At 60.9% G+C, this 450-nt stretch carries 1 protein-coding gene; it reads left to right on the top strand.

What is annotated here, in order from left to right:
• Nucleotide 1: 1 nt before the first annotated feature.
• A partial coding sequence (locus AAEZ05_RS27815; protein ID WP_350649757.1) for a thymidylate synthase occupies nt 2–450 on the top strand: 449 nt, incomplete at its 3' end.

The raw sequence follows: 450 nt of genomic DNA, 5'->3' as shown, positions 1-450 counted from the left end.
GCTGCAGGACGTCGTGACCAATGGCCTGACCAAGGGCGACCGCACGGGCACCGGCACCAAGGCTGTGTTTGCGCGTCAGTATCGGCATAACCTGGCCGACGGCTTCCCGCTGCTGACCACCAAGAAGCTGCACTTCAAAAGCATCGACAACGAACTGATCTGGATGTTGAGCGGCAACACCAATATCAAATGGCTCAACGAAAGTGGCGTGAAGATCTGGGACGAATGGGCCACCGAAGACGGCGACCTGGGCCCGGTCTACGGCGAGCAGTGGACCGCCTGGCCGACGAAGGACGGCGGCACGATCAACCAGATCGACTACATGGTGCACACGCTCAAGACCAACCCCAATAGCCGCCGCATCCTGTTCCACGGCTGGAACGTCGAATACCTGCCGGACGAAACCCAGAGCCCGCAGGAAAACGCGCGTAACGGCAAGCAAGCCCTGCC

The sequence above is a fragment of the Pseudomonas sp. HY13-MNA-CIBAN-0226 genome (assembly GCF_040310305.1).
GTDB classification, from domain to species: Bacteria; Pseudomonadota; Gammaproteobacteria; order Pseudomonadales; family Pseudomonadaceae; genus Aquipseudomonas; species Aquipseudomonas gregormendelii.
Note: the sequence above shows the minus strand (reverse complement) of the source record. Positions and strands in the feature narration are given on the sequence as shown.